Below are 14,425 nucleotides of genomic sequence, written 5' to 3'. Positions count from 1 at the left end.
AGCCTGAAAAATTTGAGGAAATCGCTGTCGCTACGCAATTCACCACATCATGTCGACGTTTGCCGCTCAGCGTTGCGCCGCATAGGTGGAACCCAGGCGATCCGGTTCACATTCCGCAGCAATCCCTTACCGCTGGCGCGCCAGGTTCCCTGGCCACAAAAACCGCAGGCGTACATGTTGGCTGACCAGGACTATGGCCCTAAGACCCGTCTATGCCGAAGCGCGCCCGAACCTGGCCGCCTATCGCGGGCCCTTTCTTGTTCAGATATAAGTCTATACCCTCCCAAAGCGCTGGTGATGAAGCACACCTCCACAACCGGAACAAGGTCAAGCAGAATACCCGCAGCACCCTCGTAAACGCATCGAAATAGCGTAAAACGGCAGGGTGTGAGTCGCATCCCGCCGTCCCGTTTGCCAGGAGATTTCCCATGTCGCAGTCGCGCCGCGGCCTTTTTAAAACCCTGCTGGCCGGCGCCGCCACGGCCGCCGTTCCGCTAACCGCCGAAGCCGCCGCGCCGAGAACAGCCACCTGGCCGGCCGGCATAGAAGGCAGCCGCAAGGCCGACCTGGGCGACGGTACCTATCTCAATCCGATCATCGCCGGCGACCATCCCGACCCGACCATCCTGAAGGACGGCGCCGACTACTACATGACGTTCTCGTCGTTCTTTTCCTATCCCGGCCTGGTCATCTGGCATTCGACCGATTTGGTGAACTGGGCGCCGGTCGGCCCTGCCCTGTCGAAGCCGCTGGGCACCATCTGGGCGGTCGACCTGTGCAAGCACAATGGCCGCTATTTCATCTATATTCCGGCTGCGCCCGATGGCAGCACCTGGTCGATCCATGCCATCTGGGCCGATCGCATCGAGGGCCCGTGGAGCGATCCGGTCGACCTCAACATCCACGGCTGCATCGATCCCGGCCACGTGGTCGGCGAGGACGGCAAGCGCTACCTGTTCGTCAACGGCATCCGCAAGATCCGGCTGACGGACGACGGTCTGGCGACCGATGGGACGATCGAGCCCGCCTACGCGCCGTGGCATTATCCCGACGACTGGATCGTCGAAGGCTTTTCGCCGGAAGGACCGAAGCTGCTGCGGCACGGCGAATACTTTTATCTCATCACCGCTGTCGGCGGCACGTCGGGTCCGCCGACCGGCCACATGGTCATCGCCGCGCGTTCGAAATCGATCCACGGCCCGTGGGAGCACTGCCCGCACAACCCGATCGTCCGTACACGGAGCGCCGCCGAACCGTGGTGGTCGCGCGGCCATGCCTCGCTGGTCGAAGATCCTGCGGGTGACTGGTGGCTGGTCTATCACGGCTATGAAAACGGTTTCCGAACGCTGGGCCGCCAGACCCTGCTCGAGCCCGCCGAATGGACGAAGGACGGCTGGTTCCGGGCGAAGGGCGGCGACCTGTCGAAGCCCCTGCCCAAGCCGAAAGGCGGCAAGGCGGGCCCGTCCGGCCACGCTCTGTCGGACGATTTCACGAAGAACCGCTTCGGCATCCAGTGGTGCTTCCACGACCCCAAGGCCGACGAGATGCAGCGCGCGAAGTACGAAGACCATGCGCTTCGTATTGCCGGCCGCGGCACCTCGCCCGCCGACACCTCGCCCCTGACCTGCGGCGTCGGCGACCGGTCCTACGAGGCCGAGGTGGCGATCGAGCTCGACGGCGAGGCCGAGGGCGGCCTTTTGCTCTTCTACAACAACAAGGCCTTTGTCGGCCTGGGCTGCACGCCGAAGCGGATCAAGGCCTTCGTGTGGAACGAAGAACAGTCCTGGGCCGGCGCGGACATCAATGCCTCAAGGGTCCGGCTGCGCGTGACCAACGACGAAAACATCGTCACCTGGTACTACTCGCTCGACGACGGCAAGACATGGATCCGGCAGGGCCTGCGCAACGAGGTTTCGGGCCTGCACCACAACGTCTTTGGCGGCTTCCTCAGCCTCAAGATCGGTATCTACAGCGCCGGCCCCGGCAGCATCCGCCTCCGGGACTTCACCTACCGCGCCCTTCCCACGGCCGCCTAGGTTTAAAACCTAGCCCTTCGTACGTATATTCCCACACACGTTCTGGACAAAAATGGCTGGAAATGACCCTTGCGGTCCGGCACGCGCGCGAGGCAGAGTCAGCCCGATTGAGGGGGATTGCCATGCGTGTGCCGGGTTTCAGAGGACTTGCCGCCGGAGGGCTGGCGGCTTTGGCGTGTGCGGTCACCGCAGGTCCTTTGTCGGCCAGCAGCGACTATTTCCCGTCAACCTTCTTTTCGCTGTCCGAGGGCAATACCTATTCCCTGTTCCAGCCCTCTACAGCCATGGCCGTCCCCTTCCTGGCGCCGGCCAATGACAGCCGCGTCAATCTCCTGCTGCTCCTGGCCGACGCCCGAGGCGTGCGCCCGCACTTCCTGTCGGGTCCCACCCCGTTCGGCCGCCACGGCCGCTATGTCGCCCAGACGCCGATAGACTTCCGCACCCTTACGGCCGTATTCGACACCGCGCGTCCTCGTCACGTTTCCGCGCCAGACGATACCTCCGGCAGTATCATGGACGGCCAGGGCGACCGCTGCCGCAGCAATGCCGCCTCGGGCGCCGCCTATGTCGCCGCGTTGAAATCGAGCGCCGCAACACCGGCCGAAAAGCGGCTTCTGGCCACCGCCCGGGCAGCGCTTGCGGCCGCCTGCGTCAGCGGCGCCAAGCCCGCGCCGTTCAGTTCGCCGAACGGCGCCGTTACATCTGCGCCAGGGCATGATTTCGCCACCTATCTGGCCGGGGCGTCCGCCTTTTACAGCGGCGACTTCGCCGCGGCGCGCACGGCCTTGACCGCCGTGACCGCCAGCGCGCAGCCGTGGCTCCGCGAGGCAGCCCTCTACACGGTGGCACGCGTCGACCTGAACGCCGCCGAAGCCGGCATCGACGGACCGTACGGCGAGGTTTCGCTGGCAAATGTCGACGTCTTCGCCCTGGCCCGGGCCGAGGGCGGGTTCCAGACCTATCTGCACGACTATCCCCGCGGCGCCTATGCGGCGTCTGCGCGCGGCTTCCAGCGGCGGGTGCTGTGGCTGCGCGGCGACAAGGCCGGCCTGGCCGACCTCTACGAAAAAACCTTCGACGACAAGGCCGCCGCCGGCAATGTCTCGATGATCGCGCTGGCTTATGAAATCGACAACGTCCTGCTGGGCGACGCCAGGCCGGGCGACATCCGCACCGAGCGCTTGCGGGCGGTCATGGACCTCATCGGCATGCGGACGGAGACCGGCAAGCCCGCGGCGCTGACCCGGGCCGATCTCGAGGCCCAGGCGCCCCTGTTTGCCACGCAGCCGGAGCTCTACGCCTATCTCAGGGCGGCCTACAGCCTCTATGTCGAGAACCGTCCGGCCGATGCGCTGAAAGCCCTGGATGGCCTGAAGGCCGCCCCGCGCATGTCCACCGTCCGCTTCAGCGGCCTGGTCCTAAAGGGACTGGCGCTGGAGGCCCTGCATCAGCCCGCCGCCGCCCGCGCCCACTGGCTGGCCCTTGTTGCCCGCACCGAGCCTGTGTTGCAGCGGCCGGCCGTGGAACTGGCCCTGGCGCAGACCTATGAAAAGAGTGGCGAAGTGGCGGCGGTTTTCGCCAAGGGCTCACCGATCCACGATCCGACCTATCGCGAAATCCTGCTCAGCCACTCGGCCTCGCCCGACCTGTTGCGCGCCCGCGCCATGGCCCCCGACACCCCTGTCCATGAACGGCAGCTGGCGCTCTACGTCCTGCTGTACAAGGAGCTGACGCGCGGCCGTTACCAGGCGTTCACCGGCGACTGGCAGCTCATGCCCGATCCCGCGCCACCACGCACCCATGGCGACAAGTTGCAGATCGGTTTGAACAATCCCCCCGCTCTGACCGATTTCGCCCATTTCGGCGGGGCGCACGACGGCTACACATGTCCCGGCATCGCCACGGTCGCGGCGGCGCTTGCCGCCAGCGCACGCGACGAGGCCAGCCTGATCTGCCTTGGCGAGTTCATCCGCATCTACGGCTATGACACTTACGGCTATGACGGTTACGAATATAACAGTTTCCTGCGGCAAGATAATCCGCCATCCAAGCCGGGCGCGCCGCCGCAACCGGCGGAACTCGGCACTGTGGCGGCGCAGTTCCCGGGCATCGGCATTTCAAGGTTCGATATCTACAAGACCATTATCAAAGACCGAAACGCGGCGGCCGATGTGCGCGCCTATGCCCTCTATCGCATGGTCAGGTGCTGGGCGCCGAGCGGGGCCAATCATTGCGATGAAACCGACGTGCCGCTCGACCAGCGCCGGCAGTGGTTTGTTGAGCTAAAGGCGCGCTACCCGTCGACGCCGTGGGCCAAAAAGCTCAAGGTCTACTGGTGATGCGGCCCTGGCTGACATTGCTGATGGTAGTGGCGCTCACGCTCCAGGCCTGCGGTCCGGCGGCGCAGCGGCCTGTCAATGCCGCCGACTACGACTCCTTCTGGCTGTGGGCCGGGGTAACGCCGCAGCCGGTGCTGGCCCGGGCGAAGAGCCTGTACATCCTGCAAGGCCAGGTCGGCTTTTCGCCTGGCGATCCAGCCGCGAAGGGCCACCTGATCGCCCAGGGCGGCGCCATGCCGCGTATGCGCGCCGGTGAGGTATGGATCGTCTATCGCGCCCACACCCTGAACTGGCCGCCCGAAACCTATGACCAGATCCTGCGGCAATGGCGCGTCTGGCGGACGAACGGCGTGCCCGTCGCCGGCATCCAGATCGACTTCGACGCCCGCACGCGGCACCTCGACCAGTACCAGGCCTTTCTGCGCGACCTGCGCCACCGTTTGCCCGCCGGTTGCAAGCTGAGCATCACCGGCCTGCTGGACTGGAGCAGCCAGGGCGACTCCACCGTGCTCAACAGCCTCAACGGCGTGGTGGACGAGATCGTGCTCCAGACCTACCAGGGCCGGCGCACCATTCCAGGCTACCAGGCCTATCTGGCCAGCCTGTCGAAACTCACCGTCCCCTTCCGCATAGGGCTGGCACAGGGCGGGGAATGGTCTGCTCCCGCCGCGCTGAAGACCAACCCATACTTTCGCGGCTACGTGGTCTTCCTGCTGAATGCGCCCCAGCCGAAGACCGGTGAATAAGGCGGGCTTCCACCTATTTTTGCTGGCGCAGGAAGTTCATCAGCTTGATTTTCTGCGTCATCGTCACGGTCGCAGGATCCGCAGGCGGCTGGGTGGCGCGGTTGATCGACAACACCGTGTCCCGCAGGTGGACAGCGCACTTCTCCAGCCGGTCGGCAGGCACGCCATTGGGCCGCGCGCTTTGCGCGGCCTGCTCCTGCAACCGCGCCATATATCGGATTGCATACGGGAGGTGCGAATTGGGATTGGGTTGGGACATTGGCGTGCGCCCTGCTCTGCGACTCAGGCCCCAAGGCTAGCACGATGGTTAACGGGATATGAATCGGATTTCCCGCTCCGGCTTCGGGTTTCGGTGGATTAACCGGCTTCCGGCTCAGCTCGCCGGCATCGGCCGTTTGGCGATGTCCTTCATCGCCTGGCGGATGAGCGATTCCATGCACCAGCGCGCTTCGGCGGCATCACCGCGCTCGATGGCTTCGTAGACGGCGCGGTGGGCCGCCACCGGTTCCGCCCCCAATATGCCCAGCTCGATCTTGTACCGGGTCGACAGGGCCACCGACATGCCGATCGACGTGTTCAGCGAGGTCAGCTGGTCGTTGTCGGCGGCCGCCAGCAGCGCGGCGTGGAAATCCTTGTCGGCCTGCAGTCCCGACTCGGTAAACAGCGTGTCGCGGTCCATGACCTCGAGCGCGCGGAACATCGCCGCCAGGTGGGTGACATTCCGCCTGAGCGCCGCCAGTCCCGCCGCGGCCGGCTCGATGATCAGGCGCAGTTCGAACAGGTTGCGCACAAGCCGTTCGTCGGGCTCGTTGGCGAACATCCATCGGATGACGTCGGGATCCAGCATGTTCCACGTCGTCTTTTCGGTGACGCAGGTGCCGCGCTTGGGCCGGGGCTCGATCAGGCCCTTCGCCGCCAGGATACGCATGGCCTCGCGCACGGCCGTGCGCGAGATGCCCAGCGAAATCGACATGTCGAGTTCCGTCGGCAGCACGTCCCCCGGCAGCCTGCGGCCGGAGATGATTTCCTCGGCCAGCTTCTGTGCCAGCAAGTCGTGCAGACGCGAAGAGTTCCGGCCGGCCACGGCCTGCCCCTCCCCGGCTTCGGTGTCCCAGGTGACGACCTGGCGGCGTTTTGGCGCTTTACTCATCAATGTCTCTGGACAGTCGAATCGCATGCGCTGCGGCGAAGACGGCATCGCCCTTTCCGCAGTCATACGGTTTCTTTTTTTGTTTTTATATAAGCAGACCGTTTAAAAAATTACAACTGATGAGAATGAATTCAGGACGGTGTCACCCCTGTCCCCGCATCTTGACCCCATGACACGACGCCGTATTGTGAAAATTTTTTATTACATAAAATCAAATAATTATAAAAAATACACTGCACTTTTCGCCAAGCCCTGGTGTCATCCGCGAAACAAAGTTACGAATCCTGTTGACGAATATGTCGGATTTGTGTGCATATAACATCAGACCATATAGCGCATATGCGGCTGTTCAGGCCTACGGCATCACCAATCGTGCCGAGGCTCCGCCAAGGCCGCATTGCCGCCGCCGTGGTCATGAGTATCGGTTTTATAAATATAAAAATCACTTGGCACCCGCCAGAGACGCGCGTTTCCGCAATCGCGGAAATAACCGGGGTCAAAGCCAAGCATAATTGCCAATAAATCAAGAACTCATACGGGAAAAACAATGGAAACCGTCAAGTCCTTGCTCCTGAGCGCGTCAGGAGCAGCCATCCTCTGTGCACTAACCCTGCCGCTTGCGAGCCACGCACAGGAAACCGCCAAGGCGCCCGCCACCGCCGACAGTTCGGACATCATCGTGACCGCGTCGCGTATCACGACGCGGGGCTTCAAGGCCCCGACGCCGACCACGACGATCACCACGACCGACATCACCAATATGGCGCAGCCCAACGTCTTCACGACGATTGCCCAGCTGCCGTCGCTGCAAGGCTCCAGCGGCGTCGCGACCAACACTTTCTCGACGTCGAGCGGCCAGCAGGGCCTGAGCTCGTTCGCCCTGCGGGGCCTCGGCGTCAGCCGGACCCTGACCCTGCTCGACGGCCAGCGCGTCGTGCCGTCCAATATCGGCACCGGCGCTCCCGACATCAGCCTGTTCCCGCAACTGCTGCTCAAGCGCGTGGACGTGGTCAACGGCGGCGCCTCGGCGTCGTGGGGTTCCGACGCCGTCGGCGGCGTCGTCAACTTCGTCACCGAAAAGAAGTTCCAGGGTTTCAAGGCCAATATCGAGGCCGGCGAAACGACCTACGGCGACGACAAGCAGGGCCTGTTCCAGGTCGCCTTCGGCAAGGCCTTCCTGAACGACAGGCTGCACACCGAATTCGCGCTGGAATACCATAAGGAAGACGGCATCAAGGCGGGCGACTTCGGTGAAAACGCCGCCAGCGGCCGCGACTGGTACCGCTCCTCCACCCTTCTCAACACCGGCATCACCAACAACGGTTCGCCGCAGTACGTCTACAATGACCACGCCCAGTCGATCACCTATTCGAAGTACGGCCTGATCACCGCAGGTCCGTTGCAGGGCATCGCCTTCGACCAGAACGGCAATCCGTATAACTTCGTCTACGGTTCCAACGGCGTGCCGCAGAAGGACGCCAACGGCACGGTCGCCGGCTGCTATGTCGGCTTCTGCGTGGGCGGCGACACGTCCGCGAACGTCGGCGTCGGCGCAACGCTTCAATCGGGCATCATCCGCTCGAACTTTTACAACCGCACCTCGTTCGACCTGAATGCGGACAACGAAATCTACGTCACCGCCAACCTCGCCAAGGTCGATACGCACAACCAGCCGAATCCCGGCTTCACCGAAGCCGGCCTGACGATCCAGTGCTCGAACGCCTATCTCCCGACCTCGATCTCGTCGCAGTGCGGCCCGAACGGCATCACCAGCTTCAAATACGGCACGGTCACGCCCTTCCTGCCCAGCATCCGGGTCAATACCCAGCGCAAGCAGGAACGCTTCGTCCTGGGCGCAGACGGCAAGTTCGGCATGTTCGGCAGCGACTGGACCTACGATGCCTATGTCGAGCACGGCACGGAAACATCGGACATCAATGTCCATAACCTGCTCTTGAAGGCGCGCTTCACCAACGCGATCGACGCCGTCATGCTGAACGGCGTCATCGTCTGCCGCGACGCGACCGCCCGCGCCAACGGTTGCCAGCCGATCAACATCTTCGGCAACCAGACGCCCAGCGCCTCGGCGATCGCCTACCTGCAACCGGCCGCCGGCGCCTTCCAGCACACGATCCAGACCCAGGACGTGGCCGCCATCAGCATCTCGGGCACGCCCTTCTCGCTGTGGGCCGGCCCCGTCTCGGTCGCGACCGGCGCGGAATACCGCCGCGAATGGTACCGCGCGGTGGCGGACCCGTACGGCAACGGCGTCGTCGGCGCCAGCCCCAGCGCCTACAGCTCGACCTACCCGGCCGATCCGGCGCTCAGCACCAGCGGCGGCAACTTCTACGCCGGCAACTACCGCAATGGCACCGGTAACTTCAACGTCGTCGAAGCCTTCCTGGAATTCAACGTTCCGCTGGTCAACACGACCTCGCTCGGCCAGTTGAACATGAACGTGGCGGGCCGCGCCGAAAAGTATTCGACGGCCGGCGACGCCCAGGCGTGGAAGGTGGGCTTCACCTGGGATACGCCGTTCGACGGCGTGCGCTTCCGCGCCGTCAATTCACAGGACGTGCGGGCGCCGAACCTGAACGACCTGTTCGGGCCGACGACCTCGACCAACAATCCGAACTTCACCAACCCGTTCACCAATTCGACGCTGACCGTTTCGGTAAACTCCGGGTCGAACCCCGGCCTCAAGCCGGAAATCGCCCACAACTTCAACTTCGGCGCCATCCTGGCCAACCCGAGCTGGTTCCCCGGCTTCAACGCCTCGATCGACTATTACGACATCAAGCTGACCGACGCGATCGCCAGCGGTCCCAGCGCCACCCAACTGGTGCAGTACTGCTTCGACCACTCGGTGCCGGCGGCGTGCAACACCTTCGACCTGACGGGGACGAATCCCTATGTCAACGTCGGCTCGATCAACGCCGCCTCGATCCGCACCAGCGGCGTCGACTACGAGGTCAGCTACCAGGTTCCGCGGCCGCTCGGCCTGGAAGGCAACCTGGTGCTGCGGGCGCTTGCCACCAACGTCCAGAACTTCACGACCACGCCGGGCCTGCCTGGCACAATTCCGTCGCAGACGGCGGGTGTGAATACCGGCGCGACGCCCGACTGGAAAGCGCTGTTCGTGCAGAGCTATTCCACGAAGACCTACAGCCTGACCCTGCAGGAACGCTGGTTCAGCGACGGTGTGTACGGCACGCAGTACGTGGTCTGCACCACGGGCTGCCCGGCGTCGACGGGCAACAACCCGACGATCAACACCAACACCATGAAGGGCGCGACCTATGTCGACCTCGCCGGCTCGTACACGCTCCGCAAGGGTGTCCAGGCCTACTTCAAGATCGACAACCTGTTCAATGTCGATCCGGTGCCGTCGCCGCAGACCAATACCGGTCTCGACGTCAACCCCGCGCTCTATGACACGCTGGGCCGCTTCTACCACGTCGGCGTGCGGCTGAGCTTCTAGAGCTCCTGTGCCGGATATCCGACGTCCAGAGCGGATATCCGGCCGATACGTCACGGTGTCGGCGGACGTGCGATCCCAACGGCATGCCCGCCGGCCATGCGGCCGAGCGCTTCCCGAAACCTGCAACACTCCGGTTCCAACGATTCCGTGTGCGACCTGCCCCCCTTTTCCATCGGGAAAGGGGGGCGTATTTTCCGCCTGGACATAAGCAAGGGCCTTCTATGGCGTTTTCCAAGAGCCGCGGCGTCCGGTGGGGCATCATCGCCCTGGTGACGGCCGGCACCATCATCAACTACCTGACACGCAGCACGCTCGGCGTGGCGGCGCCGACTCTGATGACCAGTCTCCACATGAGCGAGAAGGAATACGGCTTCATCACCGGCCTGTTCCAGTTCGGCATCATGCTCCAGCCCGTCGCCGGCTTCCTGCTCGACGTCGTCCGGCTGAAAATGGGCATGTTCCTCTTTACCCTGGTCTGGGGCCTGATCGCCATGGCGCATGCCCTGGCGGGCAACTGGCAGGCCCTGGCCTGGTTGCGGGGCTTCCAGGGCTTCGCCGAAGGCGTCGCCCAGCCCGGCGGGCTGAAGGTGGTGTCGGAATGGTTTCCCGCGCGCGAACGAGGCCTGGCCGGCGGACTCTACAATATCGGCGCGTCCGTGGGCTCGATGCTGGCGCCGCCGCTGGTGGCATGGGCGATCCTCTACTACAACTGGCAGGCGGCCTTCGTCATTACGGGCGTACTGGCTATCCTCTGGGCCTTCCTGTGGCTCTTCTGCTACCGCTCACCGAAAGAGCATCCGGCGCTGACCGAGGCGGAACGCGCCTATATCGACAGCGGCCAGGAAAAGCATCTCGCGGCCTCGGAGACGCGCCCGTCGCCCCTGAACATCCTGCGCCAGCGCAATTTCTGGGGCATCGCCATCCCGCGCTTCCTGGCCGATCCCACCTGGGGCACGCTGGTCTTCTGGCTGCCGCTGTATCTGGCCAAGGTTCGCGGCTTCGACCTCAAGCACATCGCCCTGTTCGGCTGGCTGCCCTTCGTCGCCGCCGACCTCGGCTGCCTGTTCGGCCCGCTGCTGGTCGGCATCATCCAGAAGTCCGGCGCCACCCTGATCAACGCCCGACGCCTGACCTTCACGGCCGGAGCTGTCCTGATGGTCGGGATCGTCTTCGTGGCCTCGGTCAAGAACCCCTATGCCGCCATTGCCCTGCTGTGCCTGGCGGCGTTCGCGCACCAGACCCTGTCGGTCACCGTCATCACCATGGCGTCGGACCTTTTCCGGCAAAGCGAGGTCGCGACCGTCGCCGGCATGGCCGGCACGGCCGCCAATCTCGGCGCCCTGCTGTTTTCCCTTGCGATCGGATCGCTGGTGGCGACGACGGGGTATGCGCCCTTCTTCTTCATCCTGGGCGGCATCGACCTCCTGGGCGCGGCCCTGCTGTGGCTGCTCGTCCGCCCTGCAACCCCGGCCTCGGAGGGCAACGGGTGATTCAAAATCCAGTCTTGCGTGGCTTCAATCCCGATCCATCCATCATCCGCGTCGGCGGCGACTATTACATCGCGACCTCGACCTTCGAGTGGTTCCCGGGCGTCCAGATCCACCACTCCACGGACCTCGTCAACTGGCGCGTGGTCGCCACACCCCTGCGGCGGCCCTCGCAACTGGACCTGCGCGGCATTCCGGACAGCTGCGGCGTCTGGGCGCCCTGCCTCAGCCATTCGGACCGCACATTCTATCTCACCTACTGCCTGGTCAGGCGCTACGGGCGCACGACCGAATATGGCGCCGAAGGCACGTCACTGCGCGATTTCCATAACTATGTCGTCACGTCGGACGCCATCGACGGCGACTGGTCCGATCCGGTCCATCTCAACAGCAGCGGCTTCGACCCGTCGCTTTTTCACGACCATGACGGCCGGTCCTGGCTGCTGAACCTGCTGTGGGATCATCGCAGCGGCCGGGACCGCTTCGGCGGCATCGTGATCCAGGAATACCGCCCCGGCACCGGTACGCTGGCGGGAAGCCCGGAGCTTATTTTCAAAGGCACCGACCTCGGCTTTACCGAAGGTCCCCATCTCTATCGCCGGGGCGACTGGTATTATCTGCTGGTCGCCGAGGGCGGCACAGGCTGGGGACACGCCGCGACGCTTGCGCGGTCGCGCACCCTGCGCGGTCCTTACGAACCCTCGCCATACGGCCCCATCATCACCAGCCGCGGCCAACCCGACATCCCGCTGCAACGCGCCGGCCACGCCGACCTTGTCGAGACACCGGACGGAACCTGGCTGATGGCCTATCTGTGCGCGCGGCCCGTGCCGGGTACGGCGTGCTCGGTACTGGGCCGGGAAACAGCGATCCAGCCCGTGAGCTGGACCTCCGACGGCTGGATCGCACCAGCCCTGCCGGCGGCGGCGGCGGACAATCCGGTCAGCCCGGCGGCGGCAACAACGGAGCCGCCCGTCCAGCGGTACGATTTCAATCAACCCACCCTCGATCCCGATTTTCAGTGGCTGCGCACGCCCTATCCCGAAACGCTTTTCAGCCTGACCGAAAAGCCCGGGCACCTGACGCTGTTCGGGCGCGAGACGATCGGCAGCCATTTCGAACAGAGCCTGGTCGCCCGCCGCCAGACGTCGCTGCGCTATCAGGCGACAACGGTCCTCGATTACGACCCCTGCCATTTTCAGCAATCGGCGGGTCTCGTCTGCTACTACAACGCCACCAAGTTCCACTACGCCTATATCAGTCACGATCCCGAGCTGGGACGGCACCTGCGCGTGATGTCGGCCCTGCCCGACCCACGGCGCCCTGAAACGCTCTCGGCGATCTATCCCCTGCCCGCCGGACGCATCGCGCTGCGCGTGCTGTCGGACGGCCGGCAGATCCGCTTCGCCTGGAAACCGGAAGGCGCGGCCACGTGGAACGAACTTGCGGAAATTTTCGACGCGACCGCCCTGTCGGACGAGGCGACGCTGCCGGGACACCCCAGCTTCACCGGCACGTTCGTCGGAATGGCCTGCCAGGACATGTCGGGCGAAGCCTATCCCGCCGGCTTCGCGTGGTTCGAATATCAAAACCGGGACGCCGCCGAAGCCGCCGCCATTCCGGCGCCGGTCCTCCGGCGTCACAGCCTGGGATAGGGCCCGGCCCTAGCCGCCGATCCGCCCGAGCATCACGCGATGCGGCTCCAGGGCCGCCAGCAGGGCCTGGCGCGCCTGAGCGACGTCGCGGCGATGCGGCGCCATGGTGTCGCGGTCGAGGCTGTCGCGCCGCCAGGCCGGCAGCCCAGTGCGGAAGCCCGCGCCGTAGAGCACGTACTGGTGACTGGCCTCGGAGAAGACCTCCTCGCGATGGGTGAAATCGCCGTGCCACGGCGGCCGGTGCGCCCAGGTTTCCAGCAACCCTTTCAGGCTGTCGCGAACGGTGTCGGGCGCCCGGCTGGCGCGCCAGAACGCCTCGTCGCGGCGGCTCAGGACGTAGTGGAGCTTGAGGAAGTCGACGATGCGCTCCCAGCGGTAGGTGAAGAGCGCGTTGAAGCGGCGCGCGACCGCCTCCATGTCGGCGCGGCCGGCCGGCATCTGATCGGCGATCATGCGTGCCGCCAGCTCTGCCATGACGATCGAAGACGCTTCCGGCGGCTCGACGAAACCCATGGCCAGGCCCAGCGCGACGCAGTTCCTGGTCCAGGGCGTCTCGCGGTATCCGGCGGTGATATTGATACGCCGGATATCGCCTTCGTTGACGGATGCTCAGGCATAGGCCTTGAGATCGCGGACGGCCTCGTCCTCGGTCGCGAACCGGCTGGAATAGACGTAGCCGGTGCCGCGCCGCGTCGGCAGGCCGATATCCCAGATCCAGCCGGCGCGCTGCGCGGTCGACAGGGTGGCGCAGGCGACCGGCGCGTCCGGCCGGGCATAGGGCACCTGAACCGCCAGCGCCGTATCGATCAGCAGGTGTTCGCCGCACCCCTTGAACGGCACGCCGTAATGCCCGCCGGCCAGCCGCGCCGCAAAGCCGGTGCAGTCGATGAACAGGTCGCCCGTGATGTCGGCATGGCCGCCGGCACATCTGAGCGCCGTGATATAGCCGCCGGCGTCGTTGATCGCCGACGTGACGTCGGCGCGGACATAGGCGACGCCCAATTCGGTCGTCGCGTGGTGCTTGAGGAATTCGCCGAACTTGCCGGCATCGAGGTGATAGGCATAGTTGGCCAGGCCGGCATATTCCGGCGTGTCGTGACGCCTGGGCGCCAGCCCGGCCTCGCATAGCGCAGGCTGGAAGGCGACGAAGTCGGCAAAGGCGCCCTCGCCGGTCCACTCCGCGGCCAGGTTGACCTGGGAAAAGCCCTGAGGCGCCGTGAACGGATGGTAGTAGACGTGGCCGTCCTCACCCCAGCCGACGAATTTCGAGCCCTGTTTGAAGGCAGCGTCGCAGGCGCGCATCATGTCGGTTTCGCGCACCCTCATGCGGCGCAGGGTCTCGCGGATGGTCGGCCAGGTGCCTTCGCCGACACCGATCGGCCGGGCCGACGGCGATTCGACCAGGGTCACCTTGAGGCCTTGAGGATAGCGCGCCGCGATCAGTCCGGCGGCGATCCAGCCCGCGGTCCCGCCGCCCACCACCACGACATGCTGCACAGGCGTCATCGCGCTCTCCCTGTTTACCGGCTCA

The 14,425-nt window shown here is 64.9% G+C and carries 8 protein-coding genes and 1 pseudogene; 6 read left to right on the top strand and 3 right to left on the bottom strand.

Annotated elements, in window-relative coordinates:
- Positions 1–428 precede the first annotated feature (428 nt).
- The 3 genes from AB8717_RS20305 (at position 429) to AB8717_RS20295 (ending at position 5,121) form a co-directional block, all read left to right on the top strand.
- A complete protein-coding gene (locus AB8717_RS20305; protein WP_443751342.1) occupies positions 429–2,036 on the top strand; it encodes a family 43 glycosylhydrolase in 1,608 nt (535 codons plus the stop codon).
- Positions 2,037–2,158: 122 nt separating this feature from the next.
- Positions 2,159–4,375, top strand: a complete 2,217-nt coding sequence (locus AB8717_RS20300) for a hypothetical protein (RefSeq protein WP_443751341.1) — start codon at positions 2,159–2,161, stop codon at positions 4,373–4,375.
- Entirely contained in the window at positions 4,375–5,121 is a 747-nt protein-coding gene (locus AB8717_RS20295) for a DUF3142 domain-containing protein (protein WP_443751419.1), read from the top strand. The genes AB8717_RS20300 and AB8717_RS20295 overlap by 1 nt, the downstream gene beginning before the upstream one ends.
- A 13-nt stretch (positions 5,122–5,134) precedes the next feature.
- Here AB8717_RS20295 and AB8717_RS20290 read toward each other — a convergent pair whose 3' ends face one another.
- Together AB8717_RS20290 and AB8717_RS20285 are read right to left on the bottom strand one after the other, a co-directional pair.
- The gene (locus tag AB8717_RS20290) at positions 5,135–5,332 is read right to left on the bottom strand and encodes a hypothetical protein (RefSeq protein WP_443751340.1); all 198 of its coding nucleotides are present in this window, start codon (positions 5,330–5,332) and stop codon (positions 5,135–5,137) included.
- 162 nt (positions 5,333–5,494) lie between these two features.
- Positions 5,495–6,271 carry a FadR/GntR family transcriptional regulator gene (locus tag AB8717_RS20285; protein WP_443751339.1) on the bottom strand — a complete coding sequence of 259 codons (777 nt, stop codon included), beginning with the start codon at positions 6,269–6,271 and terminating at the stop codon, positions 5,495–5,497.
- Positions 6,272–6,818: 547 nt separating this feature from the next.
- Here AB8717_RS20285 and AB8717_RS20280 point away from each other — a divergent pair.
- From AB8717_RS20280 to AB8717_RS20270, 3 genes are all read left to right on the top strand, one after another.
- The gene (locus AB8717_RS20280) at positions 6,819–9,752 is read left to right on the top strand and encodes a TonB-dependent receptor domain-containing protein (protein ID WP_443751338.1); all 2,934 of its coding nucleotides are present in this window, start codon (positions 6,819–6,821) and stop codon (positions 9,750–9,752) included.
- A 221-nt stretch (positions 9,753–9,973) separates the two neighbouring features.
- Positions 9,974–11,242, top strand: a complete 1,269-nt coding sequence (locus AB8717_RS20275) for an MFS transporter (RefSeq protein ID WP_443751337.1) — start codon at positions 9,974–9,976, stop codon at positions 11,240–11,242.
- On the top strand, positions 11,239–12,894 hold the full coding sequence (locus AB8717_RS20270; RefSeq protein ID WP_443751336.1) for a glycoside hydrolase family 43 protein: 1,656 nt from the start codon (positions 11,239–11,241) through the stop codon (positions 12,892–12,894). The genes AB8717_RS20275 and AB8717_RS20270 overlap by 4 nt, the downstream gene beginning before the upstream one ends.
- Before the next feature lie 9 nt (positions 12,895–12,903).
- On the opposite strand, the pseudogene AB8717_RS20265 reads toward AB8717_RS20270, so the two are convergent.
- Positions 12,904–14,400, bottom strand: a pseudogene (locus AB8717_RS20265) (tryptophan halogenase family protein).
- Positions 14,401–14,425 lie beyond the last annotated feature (25 nt).

The sequence above is a fragment of the Asticcacaulis solisilvae genome (assembly GCF_052327315.1).
Classification (GTDB): domain Bacteria; phylum Pseudomonadota; class Alphaproteobacteria; order Caulobacterales; family Caulobacteraceae; genus Asticcacaulis; species Asticcacaulis solisilvae_B.
The sequence above is the reverse complement of the archived record's forward strand: the minus strand, read 5'-3'. Positions and strand labels throughout refer to the sequence as shown.